Source organism: Collimonas sp. (genome assembly GCF_039923675.1).
Classification (GTDB): Bacteria; Pseudomonadota; Gammaproteobacteria; order Burkholderiales; family Burkholderiaceae_D; genus Collimonas.
This window is the reverse complement of record NZ_JBDTCG010000081.1, coordinates 25,789-46,390: the sequence shown is the minus strand read 5'-3', so window position 1 is coordinate 46,390 and position 20,602 is coordinate 25,789. Positions and strand designations below refer to the sequence as shown.

Annotated in this window: 17 protein-coding genes; 10 read left to right on the top strand and 7 right to left on the bottom strand. The window is 58.2% G+C overall.

Going from position 1 to position 20,602, the window contains the following annotated elements:
* Positions 1-444 precede the first annotated feature (444 nt).
* Both ABI171_RS17770 and ABI171_RS17765 read right to left on the bottom strand, forming a co-directional pair.
* The gene (locus ABI171_RS17770) at positions 445-2,880 is read right to left on the bottom strand and encodes a penicillin acylase family protein (RefSeq protein ID WP_348093866.1); all 2,436 of its coding nucleotides are present in this window, start codon (positions 2,878-2,880) and stop codon (positions 445-447) included.
* Between the two features lie 73 nt (positions 2,881-2,953).
* The gene (locus ABI171_RS17765; RefSeq protein WP_348093865.1) at positions 2,954-3,187 is read right to left on the bottom strand and encodes a hypothetical protein; all 234 of its coding nucleotides are present in this window, start codon (positions 3,185-3,187) and stop codon (positions 2,954-2,956) included.
* Positions 3,188-3,329: 142 nt separating this feature from the next.
* Between ABI171_RS17765 and ABI171_RS17760 the strand changes: the two genes are divergently transcribed.
* Positions 3,330-4,166, top strand: coding sequence for a ferritin-like domain-containing protein (locus tag ABI171_RS17760; protein WP_348093864.1), 837 nt, complete (start codon positions 3,330-3,332; stop codon positions 4,164-4,166).
* Between the two features lie 27 nt (positions 4,167-4,193).
* Here ABI171_RS17760 and ABI171_RS17755 read toward each other — a convergent pair whose 3' ends face one another.
* Positions 4,194-5,045, bottom strand: a complete 852-nt coding sequence (locus ABI171_RS17755) for an amidohydrolase family protein (RefSeq protein ID WP_348093863.1) — start codon at positions 5,043-5,045, stop codon at positions 4,194-4,196.
* Positions 5,046-5,365: 320 nt separating this feature from the next.
* On the opposite strand from ABI171_RS17755, the gene ABI171_RS17750 reads away from it, so the two are divergent.
* The 4 genes from ABI171_RS17750 (at position 5,366) to ABI171_RS17735 (ending at position 9,632) form a co-directional block, all read left to right on the top strand.
* Entirely contained in the window at positions 5,366-6,040 is a 675-nt protein-coding gene (locus ABI171_RS17750) for a response regulator (protein ID WP_348093862.1), read from the top strand.
* Positions 6,030-7,451, top strand: coding sequence for a sensor histidine kinase (locus ABI171_RS17745; protein ID WP_348093861.1), 1,422 nt, complete (start codon positions 6,030-6,032; stop codon positions 7,449-7,451). The genes ABI171_RS17750 and ABI171_RS17745 overlap by 11 nt, the downstream gene beginning before the upstream one ends.
* Positions 7,452-7,668: 217 nt before the next feature.
* The gene (locus ABI171_RS17740) at positions 7,669-8,802 is read left to right on the top strand and encodes a porin (RefSeq protein WP_348093860.1); all 1,134 of its coding nucleotides are present in this window, start codon (positions 7,669-7,671) and stop codon (positions 8,800-8,802) included.
* 233 nt (positions 8,803-9,035) lie between these two features.
* The gene (locus ABI171_RS17735; RefSeq protein WP_348093859.1) at positions 9,036-9,632 is read left to right on the top strand and encodes an undecaprenyl-diphosphatase; all 597 of its coding nucleotides are present in this window, start codon (positions 9,036-9,038) and stop codon (positions 9,630-9,632) included.
* A 6-nt stretch (positions 9,633-9,638) separates the two neighbouring features.
* Here the strand turns inward: ABI171_RS17735 and ABI171_RS17730 are convergent, their stop codons facing one another.
* Positions 9,639-10,862 (bottom strand): CoA transferase, encoded by a 1,224-nt coding sequence (locus tag ABI171_RS17730; protein ID WP_348093858.1) that lies wholly within the window; start codon positions 10,860-10,862, stop codon positions 9,639-9,641.
* A 291-nt stretch (positions 10,863-11,153) separates the two neighbouring features.
* Here ABI171_RS17730 and ABI171_RS17725 point away from each other — a divergent pair, with 291 nt between their 5' ends.
* Together ABI171_RS17725 and ABI171_RS17720 are read left to right on the top strand one after the other, a co-directional pair.
* Positions 11,154-11,498, top strand: coding sequence for a hypothetical protein (locus tag ABI171_RS17725; protein WP_348093857.1), 345 nt, complete (start codon positions 11,154-11,156; stop codon positions 11,496-11,498).
* Between the two features lie 12 nt (positions 11,499-11,510).
* Positions 11,511-12,083: a glycine zipper family protein gene (locus ABI171_RS17720; protein WP_348093856.1), complete on the top strand. Its 573-nt coding sequence runs from the start codon at positions 11,511-11,513 to the stop codon at positions 12,081-12,083.
* Here ABI171_RS17720 and ABI171_RS17715 read toward each other — a convergent pair.
* The 3 genes from ABI171_RS17715 to ABI171_RS17705 all read right to left on the bottom strand — a co-directional run bounded on the left by ABI171_RS17715 (position 12,068) and on the right by ABI171_RS17705 (position 14,804).
* Positions 12,068-12,268 carry a hypothetical protein gene (locus tag ABI171_RS17715; protein WP_348093855.1) on the bottom strand — a complete coding sequence of 67 codons (201 nt, stop codon included), beginning with the start codon at positions 12,266-12,268 and terminating at the stop codon, positions 12,068-12,070. The genes ABI171_RS17720 and ABI171_RS17715 overlap by 16 nt on opposite strands.
* A gap of 400 nt (positions 12,269-12,668) precedes the next feature.
* A complete protein-coding gene (locus tag ABI171_RS17710; protein WP_348093854.1) occupies positions 12,669-14,036 on the bottom strand; it encodes an ATP-binding protein in 1,368 nt (455 codons plus the stop codon).
* A 45-nt stretch (positions 14,037-14,081) separates the two neighbouring features.
* Complete coding sequence (locus ABI171_RS17705) at positions 14,082-14,804, bottom strand: response regulator (protein WP_348093853.1); 723 nt, start codon at positions 14,802-14,804, stop codon at positions 14,082-14,084.
* A gap of 363 nt (positions 14,805-15,167) precedes the next feature.
* On the opposite strand from ABI171_RS17705, the gene ABI171_RS17700 reads away from it, so the two are divergent.
* From ABI171_RS17700 to ABI171_RS17690, 3 genes are all read left to right on the top strand, one after another.
* Positions 15,168-15,662: a Spy/CpxP family protein refolding chaperone gene (locus tag ABI171_RS17700; RefSeq protein ID WP_348093852.1), complete on the top strand. Its 495-nt coding sequence runs from the start codon at positions 15,168-15,170 to the stop codon at positions 15,660-15,662.
* A 332-nt stretch (positions 15,663-15,994) separates the two neighbouring features.
* Positions 15,995-17,431: an MdtA/MuxA family multidrug efflux RND transporter periplasmic adaptor subunit gene (locus ABI171_RS17695; RefSeq protein WP_348093851.1), complete on the top strand. Its 1,437-nt coding sequence runs from the start codon at positions 15,995-15,997 to the stop codon at positions 17,429-17,431.
* Positions 17,432-17,448: 17 nt separating this feature from the next.
* On the top strand, positions 17,449-20,601 hold the full coding sequence (locus tag ABI171_RS17690; RefSeq protein ID WP_348093850.1) for an MdtB/MuxB family multidrug efflux RND transporter permease subunit: 3,153 nt from the start codon (positions 17,449-17,451) through the stop codon (positions 20,599-20,601).
* Position 20,602 lies beyond the last annotated feature (1 nt).

Sequence of the window (20,602 nt, the reverse complement as noted above, 5' to 3'; positions counted from 1 at the left end):
CCAGAGCTCATCATTGAGCAGCAATCGGGGCATGGCAAACTCGTCTTGGATCGGTGTGAGAACCTTAACAATGCGAGTTTGCCTTCCTTTTTCAAGGGCTTAGCGCCAAACGTCAACAGACCCTAGGGACATAGCATGCGCGGCTCATCCTGAACTTGCCAATGCGATAAAAGAATTTCAATTCCGTGATCTGCGCGCTAAGGCGGGTACAGATCAAGAGGAAATTGACGGGCTTTGGGCGGCACAGATCAGCTAGGACATGCAAGCGCGACGATGACAGCTCACTATGTTCGACACCGCCGAGGCAAGCTAGTCAAACCAACAAAATGACTTTTTGCGGAACAAGTACCCTTTTGCGGAACAAAAGAAAAAGGCCCACATCTCTGCGGGCCTTTTAGATATTGTTGCTAGCTGCAGGACTTGAACCCGCCCCCTGATTACAAGTCAGTTGAACGGCTGCAAGCGTATCCGCTCCACCGTCGCCTTTTCTACCGCGGCGCGCGAATACAGCAACGGGAAATATTCCCCCTTCAGCCACTTGTCGGCCAGATCGCGATAATGCGGACTGTCCGGATCGCCCGATTGCCCTGGTGAATTGACGGCCCGCGAATTGTCCCAATTGCCGACGTCGACCACTACCCGGAACGAAGGGCCGTTGGTTTGCTGGAAATCGCTGCTGCGGTACGTTGATTGGTTGGGTGAATAGGCGCCGCCGTGGGTGGACATCGGTCCGACATTCAGCTTTGCCCGCGTAGTCCCATCCACCGCGGCTGCCAGCGGATGCTCCATCAGGTTGTGATGCAGCTTGCCCCACTGCCACTGGACTGTATCGCTGCCCTGCAGTTTTTCCATTTCAGCATAGGCTGCCGCCAGGCTGGCCAGTAAAACCTGATTACGTTTTTGTACTGCATCCTGGCCGAAGCGCGCTTGCGGCTGTTCCAGGGTATCCAGTAGCACCGCGGTATCCGGCGCGCCCATGGCATCCGCGGCCGCGGGACTTAGCACGGCCGCCTTGAAGTCCTTACCCAGATGCCGCGACAGCCAGACCTCGAACAAGGCGGCCTGGGCCGAATCGGCGCGTTCTATGGCGTCCCAGCCGGCCAACAGATTCAAGGCTGCCTGCGTCTGCGCATCGCCGGACGATAACGGCTTCAGCAACGCCATCAGACGCCGCGCCGGAATCGACAAATCGTCGTTTTGCAAACGCATGGAATCTTCCAGCGAGACTTTTTCCAGCGCCGACAGCACTTCGTTGATGCGGGTGAAACGTGAATTGTTGGTCCACTCGAAGCCCAGCTTGCGCTCACGATACGGATAATCGGACGGCAGGTTCATCTGGTTGGCCGAGGTGAACCAACCCTGCTTTGGATTGTAGCTGGAGGGCAGCTGGTCACCGGACCAGAAGCCGGCCCATTCATAGCGGCCGTCTCCCGGCACCGGCAGCAAGCCGTCCCAGTTGGGCCGGATCGGCGCCAGCCCGCCCGGTACCCAGCCGATATTGCCCTTGGTGTCGGCATATACCTGGTTTTCAGTCGGCGCGCCCCAATGCAGCAAGGAATGCTTGAACTGGGCGAAGGTCTTGGCGCGCATGTAATCGATGCTGCCGAAATAAGGCGACATGCCGGGTTCCAGCCAGCCGGAGCGCACCGCGAAAGCGCGATTTTTCCCCGGCTCGACAAAGATGACCGGACCATGCCGGCTGAAAGTCAGGTCGACGCTGACAGCCTCACCGCCTTTGACCTGGATCTGCTCCTTGATGATCTTGAACGGCTCCCACCTGCCCTGGTATTTGTACTGGTCCTCATGCTCGGGATTAAGCTGATAGACGTATAAATCTTCCTGATCGATATTGAAAATCGTCAGGCCGAAAGCAACGCTGCCGTTATGGCCGATCGAAATCCCCGGCAGCGCCGGCTCGCCGGCACCGATCACATCCAGTCCCGGCGCATTGATATGGGCGATGTAACGCAAGGATGGCGTCGAATAGGCGCGATGCGGATCGTTGGCCATGATGGCGCGGCCGGTGGCGGATTTTGAAGGCGCAATCACCCAGTTATTGCTACCCTCGGCGACGTCTTCCGGATTCTCCGCCGCAGCGATCACCATGGCGTCTGTATTACCTTGCGCCGCTTGCAGGCTGTCTTTGGTGATCCTCACACCTTGCGTCGCCAGCTGGAAAATTTTCAGCAGGTCTTTCGGCAAACAGGGGTCAAGCCCCTCCGGCAGCGTGGTTTGCCACTGCGGCGTCAGGCCGACGCGGATTTCATCGGACTTGAGATCGGCTTTGCAGGCGACATTGGCACGCGCCACTTCGCTGTCCAGGTTGCGCGTCAGGCCATGGCTGCGGATGCGCACCACATCTTCCGCCAGCCATTTGGCCGGGGCATAACCGAGCCGCTTGAATTCGAACGGCAGTTTATCCGGATGGGCGTTGACATAGGCGACATAGGCATTGATGCCCGCCACAAAAGCGCTCGCCACCTGCTCTGCATGCGGACCGTAGGACTGCCATTCGCGCTGCATGTCGCCGCGATACAGGAACAGCCGGGTGGCGCGGTCTTGCTGCACATAGGCTGGACCAAACACCTGCGCCAGCTGGCCGAGGCCGCGGCGACGCCACAAATCGATCTGGAACAGGCGGTCGCGGGCAGCGTTGAAGCCTTGCACAAAAAAAACGTCGTCCTGATTCGCAGCGTATATATGTGGTACGCCCCATTGGTCGATTAAAATTTCTGCGGGCTGCTTCAGGCCCGCAATCTGATATGTCTGCGTGACCGCAGGCGTATTGGCAGGCTCTTTGGCGTGGCCGGTAGCGGCAGTCAACAACGTCAGCGATGCCAGCAATCCGGCGGCATAGGGATAAAATAGTGATCGTTGCATAAGCGGCCGTCTCTTTTTATAATTATTTATAAAATAACCACTGACACGGCAGCGCACCCTTGCCGCCGCTGGCTTATCCTGTCAGCGCAACCAGGTTATCGACTTCGATCTTGGCAAATTCGACGCTGCTGTCGTAGGCGGTATCCTGGGTGCTATGCGCGCTTTCGGTATTGGTGCGGCTGGAAACGCTGGCGCCGGCTTTCAATATCTGGTAGCCGTCATGCCACAGATCATCGTGGCCCTGCACCGGTTTCGGCACAATAACATAGCCACGGTATTCGACGTTTTGGCTGCTTTGCTCGCTCATCTAATCACCTCGCTGCTAGTAAGGCTTAATCCTAGCATGAGTGCGAAATGCGCACATTGCTGAAAAATCGTGTACCTTGAACCTATTGCTGAGGTACGCGTCATACCTGATTATCAGTCAAAACCAAATGGAGAGATTGATCATGCACTTAGGTCGCGAAGAAAACACAAAATCTGCGCATTGGAAAATCGCCGATCTGGATTTTTCAAAAATCAATATCGCGCAAGTCCGGTCCGATGAAAACCTTTTCTACCTGGTCACTTGTGCTTCGTTTGTCGAGAGCGGTTCCGATCTTTATACGCAGAATCTGGTGGATTATTACGGCGATGAGCCGGAAATTTCCAACTGGCTGCGTGAGCAATGGGAAGTCGAGGAATTGCAGCACGGCCAGGCGCTACGCGCCTATGTCGAACACATCTGGCCTGAATTCGACTGGTCTGCCGCCTACGCCAACTTCCTGGAAGAGTATTCGGGTTACTGCAAAGTAGAATTGCTGGAGCCCAGCAAAGGCCTGGAAATGGTGGCCCGCTGCGTGGTGGAAGCCGGTACGGCAACCTTCTATAGCGCGCTGTCGCGCAGCACCGACGAACCGGTGCTAAAGGACCTGGCCTCGCGCATCTCCAAGGATGAAGTAAATCACTACAAGCATTTTTTCCGCTATTTCCGCCGTTTCCGGAAAAACGAAGGCTTGCGCCGTCACCGCATCTTCGGCGCCTTGCGCCGGCGCACGATGGAAATGAAAAACGAAGATGCCGCTTGCGCCTTGCGCCACGTACTCAGCACCAGGGCGCCGTCGCACGCCAATGACCAGGCCATGCTGCAGCGGATCCACAGCCAGATGAACATCACCATCCGCAGCCATCTGTCGCCAGACATGACCATCAAGATGATCATGCGGCCGCTTGATTTGCCGCCTGCGATACAGACCATGGTGGCGTATCCCGTGACGCAGATCATGAACAAGTTGTTCCTGCGTTAGCGCCGGCTATCGCCTCTCGGCGCGCCACTATAATCGATAAAACCGCTGTGCATTCCCACCCATGATCTGTTGTTGCTGAGCGGCGCCAAGGTGCGCCAGCAACGCCTTGGTAGTGTCCAGCCAGCGGCCATAATCGGCAGCCAGATTAACTACCGGCCAGTCACTGCCCCAGATCACGCGCTCTGCCCCGAAGACATCCAGCACGTGTGCAGCATAAGGCTGCAACTGGGCGATTTTCCACTCCGAAGCAGCCTCCGTCACCAGCCCGGATAGCTTGCAATACACCTGCGGCAGGTCTGCCAGCTGGCTGATATGCGTGCGCCAAGGTTCCAATTGGGCGCTGGCGATCTGCGGCTTGGCGGCGTGATCGATAACGATCGGCAGATCCGGATAGCGCCTGGCAAACTCCAGCAGAGCCGGCAAATGACGCGGCAAGATCAGCGCATCCAGGCTTAGCCGATGCCGCTGCATGGCGCCGATTGCCGGCGCCAGCAGCGGATCGGCGATCCAGTCGTCAGCCAGATCCTGCAGCATCGGCCGCAGGCCGCGCATTTTCGGATGGCTCGCCAGCAGCCCGATCTGCTGCTCGGCATGCGCCGCTTTCAAGTCGCACCAGCCGACTACCGCATGGATAAATGCGTTCTTCTCCGCCAAGCTAAGCATGAACAGGGTATCGCTCATGCTCGGCAAGGACTGCACCAGCACGCTGCCGGTTATGCCGTGCTGTTGCAGCAACGGCGCCAGTTCAGCCGGCAGGAAATCGCGATGGATCTGTGCCAGTTCCGCCGGCGGCCATTGCCCTGCCCGGTTGGCCAGCAACCAGAAATGCTGATGCGCGTCGATGCGCATGGCAGCGCCGACGCTGGAATCAATAGCCATCGATAACCTTCATGAAATCTTTCACAAGCCGGATATTCCGACCAGATTCGACTGAACTGACATGACCAATAGAATTGGCAAGCCGGCCAGCAAACTTCACTGCCGGATAAAAATTTACTGGAATTAATACGAACACAGCAATAGGTCCATTGGCTGGACCAATATTAACATGCGAGATTTTGACGAGGCAAATGAAAAATACCGGGAATCCCGACGTATCGCCAGCCTATCGAGACACTTGCCCTGCCGCGGGATTTACGGACTTATAATTCGCCTCATCGCGCAGCAAGATCAATGCGGCATCCCCGACGGAAATGAATATGCGAATTTTGCTGGTAGAAGACAACAGGCCACTGTCCGAATGGCTGGCGCTTATCCTGCACCGTAACAAATACACCGTCGATTGCGTCTACAACGGCGCTGACGCCGACCATCTGCTGCTGACTCAGCAATATGAGCTGGTGATACTCGACCTGTCCCTGCCCAAGCTGCAAGGCGGCGATGTGCTTAAGCGGCTACGCGCACGCCACAACAATGTCCCGGTGCTGATCCTGACCGCCAACAACTCGGTCGAAGGCCGCATCGGCAGTCTCGACAGCGGCGCCGACGACTATATGGCCAAGCCGTTCGACGTGCACGAACTGGAAGCCCGTATCCGGGCGCTGCTGCGGCGCGCCAACCAGCAAAAGAACCCGATCCTGCAATGCGGCTCGCTCAGCTATGACAGCAACAGCCTGATCTTTTCGATCGACGGCACCGCGCTCACCCTGACCCGGCGCGAGCATGCGGTGCTGGAAACGCTCATCATGAAAATGGGCAAGACCGTCAGCAAGCAGGCGCTGGCGGACAGTTTGTACGCCATGGACGAAGAGGTGTCGCAAGACGCCATCGAAGTCTACATTCATCGTATCCGCAAGAAACTCGAGCACGGCGACGCCGCCATCATCACCTTGCGCGGACTGGGCTATCTGCTGCAGCACCAGCATGTGGTTTAACAGCCTGCGCACCCAGCTGCTGCTGTGGCTGCTGGTGCCACTGATGCTGTTCGTCGGCTTCAACACCTGGGTTACCTACAACAATGCGACCGACATGGCGACCGTGGTGCACGACCGCATGCTGCTTGGCTCGGCGCGCATCATCGCTGAGCAGATACGCTATGAAGACGAGATCTTGCAGGTGACGATTCCGCCGGCGGCATTGGAGCTGTTCCAGTCCGATTCGCATGATCTGATCTATTACCGCGTGGTGACGGCGCATGGCGTACTGCTGGCAGGGCAGCCCGATTTGCCGGCTCCCCCGAAATTCAGCCACAACGAGGAAGCCATCTATTTCAACGCGACGTTTCGCGATGAGCCGGTGCGTATCGTCGCTTTTTTTCAACAAGTGGTAGGCAATCCGGAGCGCGTTCCGGTCATGATCGAAGTCGCGCAAACCCAGCACTCCTACAAGACGCTGTCAGACCGCATGTGGGAACACACCGTGCAGCAGCAACTGGCGATATTGCTGCTGGTGGGGTTGCTGCTGTTGCTAGGCTTGCGGCATGGACTGGCGCCGATGATGCGTCTGCGCGACCGCGTCCAGCGTCGCAAGCCGGGTGTGCTGGAAGAGCTTGACGCCGCACCGGTGCCTTCTGAACTGGTGCCGCTGGTGCACGCCATCAACGACTACGTACAGCGCCTGGACGACCACATGTCGGCCCAGGGCCGTTTCATCGCCAATGCCTCGCACCAGCTGCGCACGCCGCTGACGATACTCAACACCCAGGTTCACTACGGCCTGCGCAGCACCGACAGCGAAGGCAAGGATGCGGCGCTGCGCGCGATCAACAAAGGCATACAGCATGGCATCCGGCTGGTGAACCAGCTGCTGACCTTGTCCAACGCCGAAACCGGCATCGGCCGCCCCTTGCGCCAAAGCGATGTCAATCTGATTGAGGTGGTGCAAAGAGTGATCGAAGAACTGGCGACAATAGCGCAGAGCAAGGACATCGACCTCGGCTTCGAATTCCGCGACAACCCGATCATGATCCGTGCGACCCCGTCCATGCTGGAGGAACTGGTAGCCAACCTGCTCGACAACGCACTGCGCTATACGCCGGCCGGTGGCATAGTGACCGTCTCCGTCAGCCATGATGAAACCGGCGCGCTGCTGCTAGTGGAAGACAACGGCCCCGGCATTCCCGAGAACGAACGCGAACATGTTTTCGAACGTTTCTTTCGCCTGCAGGAGGACCGTTCCGACGGCAGCGGCCTGGGCCTGGCCATCGTGCGCGAAATCGCCACCGCCAGCAACGCCGGCGTCGTTTTGTCGACCGCGCCTGGCGGCAGCGGACTGCTGGTCAGCGTCAGCTTTCCGCCTCCGGCAAGGCAGCCCGCCAGCGATATCGACGGCGGCCCGGCAAGCTAGCCGGTAGTCGGCTCGCAGAAAAATGCTGCTTTCCTGACGAAAACTTACTGCCGGCTTTCAATTCCAGGATTTATTTCACGCCTGCTGTGGCGCAAATTCCACACGCCTAGCACCGTCATTTCGCCTCCTGAAAGCAGTTAGTAAGCTTGCGAATTTTATAGTCTGCGAACCGATCCCCGAGATCGGGAAATTCAACTATAAATATCTGGAGACAACAATGAAAAAATCGCTGCTAGCGCTGGCCGCTCTTGCGACCCTGGGATCCGTAAACGCCGCATACGCACAATCCAATGTCACCATCTACGGCTTGATCGACGCCACCATCAGCACAGTCAACCATGCGGACAGCAACGGCGATCGCCTGACCGGCATTCCGGTCGCCTGGTTCAGTGGCAATCGCATCGGCTTCCGCGGTGCGGAAGACCTCGGCGGCGGACTCAAGGCCATTTTCAAACTGGAAGCAGAGTTCGTAGTGGGCACCGGCGAAATGGATACGCCTGGCGTGCTGTTTAACCGCGACGCCTGGGTCGGCTTGCAAGACGCAACATTCGGCCAGGTCACACTGGGCCGTCAGAACACTCTGGCGCGCGATTTCTCCCAGATCTACGGCGACGCCTACGGTTCCAAGCTAGGCCTGGAAGAAGGCGGCTACACCAACAACAACAATTTCAAGCAATTGATTTTCTACTCCGGCAGTGCCACCGGCACCCGCTACGACAACGGTCTGGTGTGGAAGAAAGTGTTCAGCAACGGCGTGGTGGCCGGCCTCGGCTACCAGTTCGGCGAAACCGCTGGCGCCTTCAAGCGCAACACCACCAAATCCGCCGCCATCGGCTATAACGGCTCCACCTTTCTCGTCTCCGGTTTCATCAATGAAGCGGACGTCGGCAATGGCATCTCCACTAGCACGGAGAAGCATAAATCCTATTCCGTCGGTGGCAGCTATCTGTTCGATCTGGTGCGCCTGAATGCCGGCTATTTCCACTACACGGCAGAGCAAGGCGCGCTCGGCCAGCGTAAAGACGACGCTTACACGGTATCGGCCAAGTTCACGCCACAGGGTTCCTTCGACTACGAAGTCGGCTATCAGGTCATGAAGGCCCAGAACGCTGCCTACAATGCGGCGGGCACCAGCACCCTGAACGCCTACTCCGACGCCAGCGCATCAACCGCAACCGGCAACGGCAAGAAAAAGACCCTGTATGCGTCGAGCTTCTACCATCTGTCGAAACGGACTGAATTGTATGTCGCTGCCGACTATATGAAACTTGATGACGGCTATCGCGTCGGATCGGCCAACGGCTTCAAGAACCAGACTGAATTTGCGGTGGGCATGCGCACACGCTTCTGATCCTGCTTTTTCGTTAGACCGCGGTAAAGCTTAAAGCTGGCAGCGACTTCGGTCCTGCCGGCTTTCTTATTTGTGCGACGCCGTAACAGTGTCAATTCCAATTTTCCATACGGAACTATCCACTCAGCCAGCGCTAAGTCTTTGCAACTATCCTGTCATCAGCGGGTCTAAAACGACCAATTTGACGGCTGTACGCAACCGTATATCGATAGTGACTCAAGCTTAAAGGCCCCATGGAAGAATTCAATCAATCGCTGTTTCTGTTGATCAACGCAAGCACACATCCCGATCCCATCGTACTCAACGCGGCCATGGTCGCCGCCGAATGGCTGATTTACCTGATACCGGTTACATTGCTGGCCGGCTGGCTGCGTGGTTCGGAAGCCACCCGCAAGCTGATGCTGGAAGCGGTCGTCGCAGGGGTCCTCGGTTTGTCGATCAGCATGCTGTGCGGCATGCTGTGGCAACATCCGCGGCCTTTCACCATCGGTCTCGGCACCAACTTTCTGGCGCACAGCCCGGACTCCTCGTTTCCCAGCGATCACCTGACTTTGCAATGGAGCATCGCCTTCAGTTTTCTCATGCAGAAACGCTTGCGGACCCTCGGCCTGGTGTATGGCCTGCTCGGCTTGCCGATGGCGTGGGCGCGGATGTATCTGGGCGTCCACTATCCGTTCGACATGGCGGGCGCCGCCGTGGTCGCCGCAGTTAGCGCAGGCATCTGCCATCGCTACGCCGCGTGCTACGTCAGCCATTTGTTCCGATATGCATCGACCATCTACACCTATTTGTTTGCGCCGCTGATCCGGCGCGGCTGGATGATCAAGTAAGCCGGTTCAGACAACGCCCTGTTCTCGCAGCAAGGCGATCTGCTCCGGAGTCTTGCCGATGGTTGCCAGTATTTCCGCCGTATGCTGGCCCAGTTCCGGGCCGACCCAGTTAGTCTGTCCCGGTGTCGCCGAAAGCTTGGGGACGATGCCCGGCAAGTCGATCGGCTGGCCGTCCGGCAACACATGCTGCTGGATCATGCCGCGTGCGCGGAAATGCGGATCCTGATGGATATCCGCAGCGGTATACACTTTGCTGCCGGGCACCTCAGCCTGTTCCAGCACTTCCAGCACATGCTCCAGCGCATGCTGCGAGGTCCACTCGCTGATTGCGGCGTCGAGCATGTCGTTGTTCTGCGCGCGGCCGTCATTGCGCGCCAGGCGCGGATCTTGCGCCAGGTCGCTGCGGCCGATGGCATGCATCAGGCGCTTGAAGATGCTGTCGCCGTTGCCGGCGATAATCACATAATGTTCGCCTCGTTCATCACTCAGGCACGGATAGGTACTGGACGGTGAAATGCCGGGAAAGCTGGCGCCTGTGCGTTCGCGCACGAAGCCGAACTCGGCGTATTCCGGGATCAGGCTTTCCATCACGCCGAACACAGCTTCATACAAGGCGATGTCGATAAACTGGCCTTTGCCGCCGTTGGACTTGAGATGATGCATGGCCAGCAGAGCACCGATCACGCCATACAATGACGCCAGCGTGTCGCCGATGCTGACACCAACCCGCACCGGCGGCCGGTCCGGGTAACCAGCCAGATTGCGCAAACCGCCCATCGATTCGGCAATCGCCGCAAAACCTGGGCGCGCGTGATACGGCCCGTCCTGGCCATAGCCGGAAACCCGCACCATGATCAGGTTCGGATTGATCTTCGATAAATCTTCCCACCCGAGACCCCAGCCTTCCAGAGTGCCGGGACGAAAATTCTCGATCACGATATCGGCGTCTCTGACCAGGTCGCGCACAATCTGCTGGCCTTGCTCCGACTTCAGGTTCAGGGTCACCGATTTCTTGTTGCGGCTCTGCGAATACCACCACAGCGACGTGCCGTTATGCAACTTGCGCCATTTACGCAAAGGATCACCATCGCCCGGCGACTCGATCTTGATCACCTCGGCGCCGAACTGCCCCAGCAGGCTGGCAGCATAGGGGCCTGCAATCAAGGTGCCGAGCTCGATCACCTTGACGCCCTGGAGGGAGGATTCCTGTTCTGTGGTTGGCTGATTCATTTTTGTGGCCTGCTTGCTGTGGATCTGCAGATTATAGAATACCGATCAGCCGACAAACGGCTGCTTGCCCACTCGGCATCGCAAGCCGGAATTTTCGCCGGATCGTTTTCTTGAAAAAACATACTGTTTAGCAACAATTCATTCCCTTCCCGAGCCAACACCGCCGGGCCTTGCCGACAGGTTAGAATGATGTAGCGCCACGCAACATTTGCAACCAGAAGTAACTCTTTTTCGCTCTTGCGGTGGCCCAGACTACTATTAAATCACTGAGAAATGCGTGGGATATCTATCATGAAGAAAATTGCTTTATTGGTACTTGCAGCAGCGACCCTGATGGCCGCCAGCACATCCAGCTTTGCTTATGGCTATTACGGACATGGCGGCTTTTACGGCCCGCGCATCGGTGTAACCATCGGCGGACCGCTGTATTGGGGCCCATCGCCGTACTACTACGCGCCACCGCCTGTGTATTACGCACCGCCGCCAGTCTACGTGCAGCCGGAACCGCAAACCTATATAGAAAAAGCGCCAAACTACGCCTATTACTGCCCTAGCCCGGCCGGCTATTATCCGCAGATTCCGCGCTGCCCTAAAGGCTGGATGAAAGTATTGCCGGATCAGGCTCAACCTCAATAAGGCGGTGCAACGATGAACACAACAACTAAAGTATTCGCGGTGTCGATGGCGGTCCTGCTGTCGGGCTGCGTCACCGCCCCGACCGGACCCAATGTAATGGCGTTGCCGGGCTCCGGTAAAAGCTATGACCAGTTCCGCAACGATGAAAACGTTTGCCGCAGCGAAGCACAGAACCGGATAGGACCATATGCGCCACAAGCAGCCGCAAATAATGCGGCCGGGACGGCGGTAGCCGGCACCCTGATCGGCGCGGCAGCCGGCGCCTTGATCGGTGCGGCAACCGGGCGCGCCGGCGCCGGCGCTGCAATTGGCGGCGGCGTAGGCTTGCTGGCAGGTGGCTCGGTTGCAGGCGACTCGGCTAATCGCAGCAGCTACGGCATGCAACGCGAGTACAACAATGTGTACACCCAATGCATGTACGCCAAGGGCAACCAGGTGCCGGTCTCCGGCGGCTATGCCAACAGCCGTCGCCAGTACGCACCGCCGCAATATGCGCCGGCACCTCAGTATTCGACGCCGCCGGATTACTATCCGCCACAACGTGGTGGTAATTATGGTCCGCCGCCAGACTACACGCCGTATTGATCGAAGCTGATCAAGGCCGCCAAAAAGACATGCCCAGGCATGTCTTTTTTTATTTGGGGCTTGATACCGGCTGCCCGCCTGAAAATAAAATCCTTGAATCTCCTTGAAACAAGACGCTTTTTGCAGCCGCTTCCAGCGGCTCGCCACGTTACAATATTGTTAATATTGCGCTGCCATTTTTTCATGGCACTATTTGGGCCTGTTGATCTAGTCCGGTAGAGCGAACCCGTTTCAATCCGAAGGAGATGAAGTATCTCGCATTGAGAACTTGCCAAAAAAGGTGTGTGGCGGCCGGGAATTGTGAGGCACATGTCTGAGCACAGCGAGTTTGTGCCCCACCCGACTGCCACGCACCCCTTTTGGGGACCTGACCGAAGGGACGACAACGGCTTTGCGGTCGCCTTCTTTTTGGTTACTTTTCTTGCGCCCGACCAGGGGCGAAGCAAGAAAAAGTGACTAGCTGCCGGGCTACCCCCGGCAAGCATCCACGGAGTAGCAAATGTCTTAGATAACGACGAACGCATAGCCGAATGCGCTAGCACGTACTCCGTAGTCCATTAAATGAGCGACGCTAACCGGCCCAAATCAATTCAGCGCCGGCAAGCGCAAAGTCACTTCCAGCCCACCCGCAGGGTGATTCCTCAATTGCAAACTGGCCCGATGATTTTCAGCGATATTGCGCGCAATTGTCAGCCCGAGTCCGGTCCCGCCGGTATCCCGCGAACGCGAAGTCTCCAGCCGGAAAAAAGGATCGAACACCGTCTCCAGCAGCTCCGCAGGAATCCCCACGCCGCCATCGCGAATCCGGATCACGATATCGCTGCCTTCGCGCCCGGATTGCAAGCGCGCATAGCGTCCATACTTAGTCGCGTTATCCACCAGGTTGGTCAGGCAACGCCGCAAGGCATTAGGCTGCGCCATGATCGAAGCACGGGTGCGTCCTTCCAGCGTCACATCCTGTCGCGCGTCGGCCGCATCGGCACAAACGCTATCCAGCAAGGAATCGATATCCAGCTTCTGCATCGCTTCCGCCGAATCCATGCTGCGTGCCAGGTCGAGTCCTTCGCGCACCATGCTCTGCATCACCGCCAGATCTTCCAACAGCTTATGGCGCAACTCGCCGTCGCCGACTTTTTCCAGGCGCAGGCGCAATCGGGTCAACGGCGTTTGCAAATCATGCGTGATCGCCGCCAGCATATGGGTCCGGTGCTGGATCTGCCGTTTGATGCGCGCCTGCATGGCATTGAAAGCAGTGGCGGCCTGCCGTACTTCGGTAGGACCGGTTTCGTCCAGCGGCGGCCGGTCGATGTCGCTACCGAGCTCGCCTGCGGCATCCGCCAGCAGCTGGATCGGCCGCGCCGTCATTTTCGCGACGACAAATGCAAGCACCGCGATCAGCAGCATGAACATGGCAAAATACAGCGAAGGAAAGGGCATGCCGGGAGGCCTGCCGCCGGGTGCGCCTGGCGCGCCGGGCTCGCGCATCACGCGCAATTTGACTTGCAGGAGAGTGCCGTCTTTCAGGCCCACATAGACTGCCTGGCATTCATCGAAATGGCGGGGATCAGGACCTCTGCGCTCACGCAGTTTGCAATCCTTCTGCTTGGTGACGGTCACCTTGCGGTCATTCCCCAATTTGGATTTTATGGCTGCCGTCAACGACGGGTTGTCGTCGGCTGCCGGTACGGCTTCCTTGATCAGGGTCGATTCGAGACCGAATTTTTCACTGGTCTGCAGTACGATCGTGCGCGTCTCAGGGCCTACATTGTCGATCGAAATGACAATCTGCTCGATGCGGTCGGCGATCCGCGATTCGTACCATTCCTTGAAATTCTTGCGGCGCTCGCTATCTGCCAGCCAGCCAGTGCTGCCGACCGCAACCAGAATCCCGGCCAGCAGGATCAGGAATACCCGGTTCGCCACTGAACCAAAAAAATTTCTCACGGACAGCATTCCTTTTCTACTGCACAGCCGGCGCTATGGGACAACGCTGTCGCATCATGACTCTACTGTCACCGCGGTGGCCAGTACGTAACCTTCGTTACGCACGGTCTTGATAATCACCGGTGTGCGGGCATCGTCACCCAGCTTCTGGCGCAGGCGGCTGATCTGGATGTCCACCGAACGGTCGAAAGGATCGGATTCGCGGCCTTGGGTCAGTTCCAGCAGCTGGTCGCGGTTCAGCACCCGGTTCGGATGATCCAGGAACACTTTCAGAATACGGTATTCGGCGCCCGACAAGGCCACCACCAGGCCGTCGCTATTGACCAGGTGGCGTGCGATCAGGTCCAGGGTCCAGTGTCCGAACTGGATTTGCTGGGCTTCCGGCGACGCCATGTTCGGCGGCAGCGCTTGGGTGCGGCGCAACACGCTGCGGATGCGCGCAAACAGTTCTCGCGGCTCGAACGGCTTCGAGAGGTAATCGTCGGCGCCCATTTCCAGGCCCAGGATGCGGTCCAGTGGTTCGCCGCGGGCGGTCAGCATGATCACAGGGATATTCGAATCGGCGCGCAGGTTGCGGCACAGCGTCAGACCATCTTCGCCCGGCAAGGTCAGGTCCAGCACCACCAGGTCGACCCGGGTTTCCGACAGTATTTTGCGCATGTCGCTGCCGTTGGTCGCCATCAAGGTGCGGAAGCCGTTGGCGTCCAGGTATTCGGCCAGCAAAGTCCGGATTTCGTGGTCGTCGTCGACCACCAATATATGAGCAGCGGTTTCCATATGCTTGATTATCCTAGGTGCTGCAGTGAGACCGGAAGTACGGCCAATCGAAAAATAAGAAAAATAAGGCGAATTGTGCCGGTAATAACAATCGACAACGAAATAGTCAAAGCGAACTATATCTGATGTACGTCAGCACTAAGTATTTGTCGTTTTCAGGATTATGGCAAGCAAGCGCAGGAAAGACGATAGTAATTTGTATATTGGCATATCCGCCACGGCCATCGACACTTTACGATACAAAGCAAACTTGATGCCATACACATGGATACAAAGCGCTGCCCCCGTGAAAAACCGGCGATACACCAGCGCGTTCCAATGCGAACTGTGCGAATTGCACTCACATTCATTGAAGGACTCATCATGTTCAAGCTTCGCAAACAACTATTGATCGGCGTGACTGCATTGAGCATTGCCGCCGTGGGCCTGACTGCCTACGCTCAGACCGACGGCGCCAGGAAAGGCCCGCCGACACCGGAACAACAAGCCAAATTTGCCGACCGCATGGCAAAAATGCAGGCCAAATGGCATGACGACCTGAAGATCACCGCAGCGCAAGAACCTGCCTGGCAAACCTTCGTCGGCAAAATCAAACCGGTTATGCCAGCCGTGCCGCAACAACGCCCGAGCAAGGAAGACTGGGCCAAGCAGACCGCTCCGGAACGCCTGGACCATCAAATGGAATTCCTGAAACGGGCGGAAACCCGCCTGGCTGAGCATACCGCTGCGGTCAAGGAATTCTACGCCGTGCTGACGCCGGTGCAGCAAAAGGTCTTTGACGAACACTTCAAACACCTGGAACAACACCGTTTCGGCCATCGCGGCGGCCACCGCGGCGGCCCTGACGGCCGTCCATAAGAGAACTCGGGCCGGATGCCTTCCGGCCCGGTTTTTCCGGGCAAATGACGAAGCATCGGCAGTATGCTGGTCAAGCCAGCGTATTTTTGGGATTGCATCATTTGCCTGGCATCCCGCCAGTTCGGACCAGCCTCAATTGCGGTCCGCCATGCTAGCGGCTACACTGCCCCGCAAACACCTTTCATTAAATTGAAACAATTTCTAATAAATACACACGCCGGTAAAATTTACTCGCTAAACTCGTGTAAATAAATTTCATAATCTGCCGAGCCCTGGTTCCGGCAGACACCAGCATTGCATCTGCCCACACTCTGACTGACCTCCTGCCTGCGATGACTACTACACCGACTCCAAAAATCGACCAACCTAGCCAGCCGCAAAGCCGGCCTGCCTCACTCCCGAATCAGTTCCAAGGCGGATTTCAGCGTGGCTGGCTATGGCTGGTCGCAGTGATCGTGCTGGCGGTGGCCGCTTACCTGATCTGGGGCCGCAATCACCAGCCTGCGGATGCCGCGGCGGGATCAGCGACGGGAGCGGCAGCCGGGCAAGGATCAAAAGGCGGAAAAGGAGGCAAACGCGGCGCATTTGCCGGCGCAGGCGGACCGTTGCCGGTGGGTGTTGCAATAGCCAAAACGGGCGATATCAATATCTATATTTCCGGCCTCGGCAGCGTCACTCCGGAAGCCACAGCGACAGTCAAAAGCCGGGTCGCCGGCACGCTGGTGAAATTACACTTCAAAGAAGGCCAGATCGTCAAGGAAGGCGCTTTGCTGGCGGAACTGGATCCGCGCCCTTACCAGGTAGCCGTAACACAGGCCGAAGGCGTCTTGATCAAAGACACGGCGCTGCTGAAAGCCGCCCAAATCGATTTACAGCGTTATCGCACCCTGCTGGCGCAGGATTCCATCGCCAGCCAACAGGTCGATACCCAGGCCGCACTGGTGAAGCAATATGAAGGCACCGTCAAATCGGATCAGGGCTCGCTCGACAGCGCGCGCCTGCAACTGACCTACTCGCGGATTACCGCGCCTATCAGCGGCCGCCTCGGCTTGCGCCAGGTCGATCTCGGCAACGTGGTCCAGTCCAGCGACGCCAACGGCATCGTCATCATCACCCAGTTGCAGCCGATCACTACTGTATTCAGCATCCCGGAAGATAATATTCCCAGCGTCATGAAACAGATCCAGGCTGGAAACAAGCTGCCGACCGACGTCTGGGACCGCGACCAAAAGAACAAGCTTGACAGCGGCAGTCTGCTCACGATCGACAACCAGGTCGACCCCACCACCGGCACGGTCAAGCTGAAGGCGGAATCGCCGAATGCCAATTACACCTTGTTCCCTAGCCAGTTCGTGAACGCCCGCATGCTGCTCGATACCCGCCGCGGCGCGATCGTGATCCCCAACGCGGCAATCCAGCGCGGCGCCAAGGGTACTTTCGTCTATGTGGTCAAAGCCGACCACACCGTTACCATCCGCCAGATTACGGCCGGTCCGACCGAAGGTGAATCTACCGCCATCGAAACAGGCATCGCCGCCGGCGAAACCGTGGTGATCGATGGCATCGACAAACTCAAGGAAGGTGCAAAAGTGGAGCCCGTGGCGCGTGGCGCCGCTGCTGCAACGGCAGCAACCTCAGCGGCCGCCACCGATGCCGCCGGCGCCCATAAGGGTGGTCACCGTCATCGCCAGGATGCCACTGGCAGTGCTGCCGCCTCTAGCGATGCTTCCGCTGCCCCTGCTGCCGCCAACAAAAGCGCCGGCCAATAACCGGTTGTAAAGAACGCATGAATCCTTCACGCCAGTTTATTCTCCGGCCGGTCGCCACATCCCTGTTGATGTTGGCGATTTTCCTGGCCGGTATCGTCGCCTACAAGCAGTTACCGCTTTCGGCGCTGCCGGAAGTCGACTATCCCACCATCCAGGTAGTGACGCTCTACCCTGGCGCCAGCCCGGACGTCATGACCTCGTCGGTCACGGCGCCGCTGGAGCGGCAATTCGGCCAGATGCCGGGCCTCAACCAGATGTCATCGACCAGTTCCGGCGGCGCTTCGGTCATCACGCTGCAATTCAGCCTGGATCTTAGCCTCGACATCGCCGAGCAGGAAGTGCAAGCAGCGATCAACGCCGGCAGCAACCTGTTGCCTGCCGACCTGCCGACGCCTCCGATCTATAACAAGGTCAATCCGGCCGATACGCCGATCCTGTCGCTGTCGATTACCTCTAAGACCCTGCCGTTGCCGAAAGTGCAGGATCTGATCGATACCCGCCTGGCGCAAAAGATCTCGCAAGTGCCGGGTGTCGGCCTGGTCAGCTTGTCGGGCGGCCAGCGGCCAGCGGTACGGCTGCAACTGAATCCGCGCGCAGTCGCCGCGCTAGGGATGAATCTTGACGATATCCGCACCGCCATCGGCAACGCCAACGTCAACCAGGCCAAGGGCAGTTTCGACGGTCCCTCGCGCGCCTCGACCATCGACGCCAACGATCAGCTGCGCTCGGCCGACGAATATCGCAACCTGATCATCGCCTACAAAAACGGCGCGCCGATCCGCGTTTCCGATATTGCCGACGTCGTCGATGATGCTGAAAACGTGCGGCTGGCGGCCTGGGCCAACCAGTCGCCGGCGATCATCCTGAACATCCAGCGGCAACCGGGTGCCAACGTCATCGGCGTGGTCGACAGCATCAAGAAGATTCTGCCGGCGCTGCAAGACACTCTGCCCGGCGCCATCGATGTCCAGATCCTGACCGACCGCACCACCACCATCCGCGCCTCGGTCTCGGACGTGCAGTTTGAACTGCTGCTGTCGATTGCCCTCGTGGTGATGGTGATCTTCCTGTTCCTGCGCAGCGTACCCGCCACCATCATACCTAGCGTGGCGGTGCCGCTGTCGCTGATCGGCACTTTCGGCGTCATGTACATGACCGGATTCTCGGTCAACAACCTGACGCTGATGGCGCTCACCATCGCCACCGGCTTCGTGGTCGACGATGCGATCGTGATGATCGAGAATATTTCCCGCTATATCGAAGAAGGCATGAAACCCTTGCAGGCAGCCCTGAAAGGTGCGGAGCAGATCGGCTTCACCATCATTTCGCTGACTTTCTCGCTGATTGCAGTTCTGATTCCGCTGCTGTTCATGGGCGACGTGGTGGGTCGCCTGTTTCGCGAATTCGCCATCACGCTGGCGGTAGCGATTTTGATCTCCGCCGTGATTTCGCTGACCTTGACGCCGATGATGTGCGCCAAGCTGCTGCACCATATTCCGGAAGAAAAACAAAGCTGGTTCTACCGCAAGAGCGGCGAGTTTTTCGACCGCATCATCGCCCGCTACGGCGTCGCGCTGGAATGGGTGTTGCGGCATCAGTTCGCGACTCTGGTGGTCGCCGTCGGCACGCTGGTGCTGACCGCGGTGCTTTATATATTCATACCAAAGGGTTTTTTCCCGGTGCAGGATACCGGCGTCATCCAGGGCATCTCGGAAGCCGACCAGTCGGTGTCATTCTCTGCCATGGCGCAACGGCAGCAAGCGCTGGCGGCGGTGGTTCTGAAAGATCCGGCGGTGGAAAGCCTGTCGTCTTTCATCGGCGTCGACGGCACCAACGCCACCCTCAACAGCGGCCGCATGCTGATCAACCTTAAGCCGCGCAATGAACGCAACATGAGCGCCAGCGACATCATCCGCCGTCTGCAGCCGGAACTCGATCGCCAGGTCGGCGGCATCACGCTGTATATGCAGCCGGTGCAAGACTTGACGATTGAAGACAGCGTCAGCCGCACCCAATACCAGTTCAGCGTCGAAGATTCCAGCGCCGCCGAGCTGAGTATCTGGGTGCCCAAGCTGATCGAGCGCTTGCGCCAGATCCCCGAGCTGGCCGATATCGCCAGCAACCAGCAGGATCTCGGCCTTCAGGCCTACATCGCGATCGACCGCGATGCTGCATCGCGCCTCGGCATCACGACCGCTGCGATCGATAATGCTTTATACAATGCCTTCGGCCAGCGCCTTATCTCCACCATCTATACCCAATCGAACCAGTACCGGGTGGTGATGGAAGTCAAGCCGGAATTCCAGAAAGGCCCGCAGGCGCTGAACAGTATTTACCTGGTCGCCGGCAATGGCAACCAGGTGCCGCTCTCCAGTATCGCCACCATTGAAGAACGCACCTCGCCGCTGGTGGTGAACCACATCGGCCAGTTCCCTGCCACCACGATTTCCTTCAACCTGGCGGCTGGCGCATCGCTCGGCAACGCCGTCAAGGCGATCCATGCGGCGGAACAGGAAATCGGCATGCCGGCCAGCATCCAGACCAACTTCCAGGGTGCCGCGCTGGCGTTCCAGGCATCGCTGAGCAATACCCTGATCCTGATCCTGGCGGCGATCGTCACCATGTATATCGTGCTCGGCGTGCTGTATGAAAGCTATATCCATCCGATCACCATCCTGTCAACCTTGCCGTCGGCCGGGGTCGGCGCATTGCTGTCGCTGATGATTGCCGGCAGCGATCTCGGCATCATCGGGATTATCGGGATAATCCTGCTGATCGGTATCGTCAAGAAAAACGCCATCATGATGATCGACTTCGCGCTGGATGCCGAGCGCAACGAGGGCAAGAGCCCGCGTGACGCCATCTATCAGGCTTGCCTGCTGCGCTTCCGCCCGATCCTGATGACTACAATGGCCGCCTTGCTGGGCGCGTTGCCTTTGATGCTGGGCACAGGCGTCGGTTCGGAATTGCGGCAGCCGCTGGGGATCACCATGGTGGGCGGCTTGCTGGTGTCGCAGGTACTGACGCTGTTCACGACGCCGGTCATCTACCTGGCGTTCGACAACCTGGCGCGCCGCGCCCGGGCCCGCTTCGGCAACAAGGATGCCGACAGCGACGAAGGCGATGGCAGCCAGCATGGCGAGGCTAACGCGGAGCCGGTTAAGCCGTGAC

Excerpts from the sequence above, each read along its gene's own strand:
- ABI171_RS17765 (WP_348093865.1), bottom strand. The coding sequence starts at position 3,187 with ATGAGCGAGCAAAGCAGCCAAAACGTCGAATACCGTGGCTATGTTATT.
- ABI171_RS17740 (WP_348093860.1), top strand. The coding sequence starts at position 7,669 with ATGAAAAAATCGCTGCTAGCGCTGGCCGCTCTTGCGACCCTGGGATCC.
- ABI171_RS17735 (WP_348093859.1), top strand. The coding sequence starts at position 9,036 with ATGGAAGAATTCAATCAATCGCTGTTTCTGTTGATCAACGCAAGCACA.
- ABI171_RS17750 (WP_348093862.1), top strand. The coding sequence starts at position 5,366 with ATGCGAATTTTGCTGGTAGAAGACAACAGGCCACTGTCCGAATGGCTG.
- ABI171_RS17725 (WP_348093857.1), top strand. The coding sequence starts at position 11,154 with ATGAAGAAAATTGCTTTATTGGTACTTGCAGCAGCGACCCTGATGGCC.
- ABI171_RS17690 (WP_348093850.1), top strand. The coding sequence starts at position 17,449 with ATGAATCCTTCACGCCAGTTTATTCTCCGGCCGGTCGCCACATCCCTG.
- ABI171_RS17755 (WP_348093863.1), bottom strand. The coding sequence starts at position 5,045 with ATGGCTATTGATTCCAGCGTCGGCGCTGCCATGCGCATCGACGCGCAT.
- ABI171_RS17770 (WP_348093866.1), bottom strand. The coding sequence starts at position 2,880 with ATGCAACGATCACTATTTTATCCCTATGCCGCCGGATTGCTGGCATCG.
- ABI171_RS17705 (WP_348093853.1), bottom strand. The coding sequence starts at position 14,804 with ATGGAAACCGCTGCTCATATATTGGTGGTCGACGACGACCACGAAATC.
- ABI171_RS17695 (WP_348093851.1), top strand. The coding sequence starts at position 15,995 with ATGACTACTACACCGACTCCAAAAATCGACCAACCTAGCCAGCCGCAA.
- ABI171_RS17730 (WP_348093858.1), bottom strand. The coding sequence starts at position 10,862 with ATGAATCAGCCAACCACAGAACAGGAATCCTCCCTCCAGGGCGTCAAG.
- ABI171_RS17720 (WP_348093856.1), top strand. The coding sequence starts at position 11,511 with ATGAACACAACAACTAAAGTATTCGCGGTGTCGATGGCGGTCCTGCTG.
- ABI171_RS17715 (WP_348093855.1), bottom strand. The coding sequence starts at position 12,268 with ATGAAAAAATGGCAGCGCAATATTAACAATATTGTAACGTGGCGAGCC.
- ABI171_RS17710 (WP_348093854.1), bottom strand. The coding sequence starts at position 14,036 with ATGCTGTCCGTGAGAAATTTTTTTGGTTCAGTGGCGAACCGGGTATTC.
- ABI171_RS17745 (WP_348093861.1), top strand. The coding sequence starts at position 6,030 with ATGTGGTTTAACAGCCTGCGCACCCAGCTGCTGCTGTGGCTGCTGGTG.
- ABI171_RS17760 (WP_348093864.1), top strand. The coding sequence starts at position 3,330 with ATGCACTTAGGTCGCGAAGAAAACACAAAATCTGCGCATTGGAAAATC.
- ABI171_RS17700 (WP_348093852.1), top strand. The coding sequence starts at position 15,168 with ATGTTCAAGCTTCGCAAACAACTATTGATCGGCGTGACTGCATTGAGC.